This window comes from Desulfobacterales bacterium (assembly GCA_029211065.1).
In the GTDB taxonomy this organism is placed as follows: Bacteria; Desulfobacterota; Desulfobacteria; order Desulfobacterales; family JARGFK01; genus JARGFK01.
The window spans coordinates 1-2,083 of record JARGFK010000241.1; the positions used below are offsets into that span (position 1 = coordinate 1).

Consider the following 2,083-nt stretch of genomic DNA (forward strand, 5'->3'; position numbering starts at 1 on the left):
TTCTTTATGGGGCTTGATACTATATGTTGAAAACTGCTGCTCAATGTCGTCCTAAAAGAGCCGCACCCAAATCAAATTTAAAAGACCGCTATGTGAGCATCTACAATGCCATTTTTTCAGTACAGAAGCTGAAGGAAAAGCTGGTGCGACCACCGATTGAAGTCAACAATGTGCTCTGGCTCATGTCGGACCGGGAAAAAGAAGATGTTACGAAGGAAAAGGCCGAGGTCGCCCAGTTTGCCATAAAAGAAGCCGGCGGATCCCCACAAAAGGCCGCAAAAGTATTAAAAAGCGTTTATGGAAATGACTATGAAAAAATCGACTCTACCAATTTGAGTGAAAGGCTTCATCTTTCTTCCGGCCTTTTAACGTCGATTCAGAAGGTGTCTGAAACCCAGCGGATGGAGAAAGAGATTCTCGGCAATATTATAAACCGTCTTGATGAAGTCCGCGACAAAATAATCGATGATCTGTTTGCCAGGGAGGAAATAATTGAAACCGCAACCGGCAAAAAGATAGGGGTGTTGGCCACTTTGCAAAAAAAACTGCTTGAGGCCGTTACCTTTTGCAAACGCAGGATTGAAACCAAACGCAAGATGAGGAATATTGCCTATCGTGCCATTAATTTTAACCTGCAGGATTTTGAGACACTGGCCAAAGACTTTGATATTTCCATTGAGGAAGCGCAGAATCTCATTGAATTACTCAAAGAATGTTTTGATGAAAAAGGTCATTTCATCAGGGGCGCCTTTGCCAGAATTCTACCGGAATTTACACGGTATGAACGAAAGATTTTCGAGTTCTTATGGCATTATCTCAGGGAATATATTCATCAGAATGACCGTTCGACATACTTAAACTCCTTGCAGGTTCTAATTGCAAAAATGCAGAATCCTAAGCGGGCGGTAAAAATTCTGCTGTCCGATTTTTGTAAAAATGTTAAAGGCATTACGTATTCGGATTCAAAAGCCCTGATGCTTTGCAATCTTCTTGTTCGAAAGTACCATAAAGAGCTTGTCAATATGGAAATTACGCCGGAAGATGTGCTCCAGGTCCAGGAGGGATTGGAATCCGGGGTGGCTAAATATGCAGCCTGGAAAATTGATAAAGATCAGGGTGAAATATTTGAAAAAATTCAAACCATCCACAAACAGCTTGTCAAGGGGATGGGCTCTGATGAGAAAGAAGGCGCCACCCTGCGCTGTCGTTTCTTTTTTCACTTGAACGCGAGGCCTATATCCTTTTCTCTCTGGTGGGGGGACCCACGTCCCGTTCTATATTATTAAGCGCAGTAAAAGAGTACGGCGATCCGGAATCGACAGTTTATAACGGCAGGGAAACAGCGAAAAAATTTGGTCTATTGCTTCAAAACCTCAGAATCACCATTCGGGGCCTGGGACGAGTCGGCGACCGGAAGATGTAACCGCACTAGAAGAAGTTAAGGAGAAGCTGGATGGCTTGTCAGCGGTTGCCGTTTCAGAGCGGCATAAGGTTGCAGCCCAGCGGCTCGAAGGATGGATAGGATCCGCCCGAGAGCAAATCCATAATAGGAAATAGTTTTCTAGGCGGATAGCTGTATAGCGCAGGCGTTTTTTTATAATGTCGTTTGCGGCGATGTATTTCGTAGATTTAAGAGCGATCAAGACCGAACTATTCCAAAGCATGAAGAGGATATCAGACGATGAACATTAAGGAGTGGCAGGGCGACCTGATCACCATCAAGGTGGATTACGACAAATGCAAGGGGCATGGCGAGTGCGCCCATGCCTGTCCGTCCGGCGTGTATGAGCTGAAAGCGGGTAAAACCGTGGCAACCCATATTTTTGACTGCATTGAATGCTGCACTTGTATCGAGGTGTGCCCGGAGCATGCGATTGAACACAGTTCATGTGAAGAGCATCACTAAATCGCACAACGCTTAAATTCTGTAAAATGGCGTTTAGACCGCAACAGCCAATCCATTTCCCGATTCGTCGAGAGGAGGCCACCGGCCGGTCTGCAACCGCCCAGCAATTCTCGGTCAGTTTGTAAAGTAGGGTTTGGTGGGCCTTGAGAAGTAATTGTCAAACTATTTTTCGTAAAG

At 45.2% G+C, this 2,083-nt stretch carries 3 protein-coding genes; 2 read left to right on the forward strand and 1 reads right to left on the reverse strand.

What is annotated here, in order from left to right; all coding sequences use genetic code 11:
- Positions 1 to 23: 23 nt before the first annotated feature.
- Positions 24 to 1,286 (forward strand): hypothetical protein, encoded by a 1,263-nt coding sequence (locus tag P1P89_23225; protein ID MDF1594437.1) that lies wholly within the window; start codon positions 24 to 26, stop codon positions 1,284 to 1,286.
- A 395-nt stretch (positions 1,287 to 1,681) separates the two neighbouring features.
- Positions 1,682 to 1,906: a 4Fe-4S dicluster domain-containing protein gene (locus P1P89_23230; GenBank protein MDF1594438.1), complete on the forward strand. Its 225-nt coding sequence runs from the start codon at positions 1,682 to 1,684 to the stop codon at positions 1,904 to 1,906.
- Here the strand turns inward: P1P89_23230 and P1P89_23235 are convergent.
- Positions 1,903 to 2,083, reverse strand: a 181-nt coding sequence (locus P1P89_23235) for a hypothetical protein (protein ID MDF1594439.1), incomplete at its 5' end; no start/stop codon positions are given. The genes P1P89_23230 and P1P89_23235 overlap by 4 nt on opposite strands.

What these genes read in the sequence shown, in the direction of transcription:
- P1P89_23225 (MDF1594437.1), top strand. Translation starts at nt 24, where the DNA reads ATGTTGAAAACTGCTGCTCAATGTCGTCCTAAAAGAGCCGCACCCAAA.
- P1P89_23230 (MDF1594438.1), top strand. Translation starts at nt 1,682, where the DNA reads ATGAACATTAAGGAGTGGCAGGGCGACCTGATCACCATCAAGGTGGAT.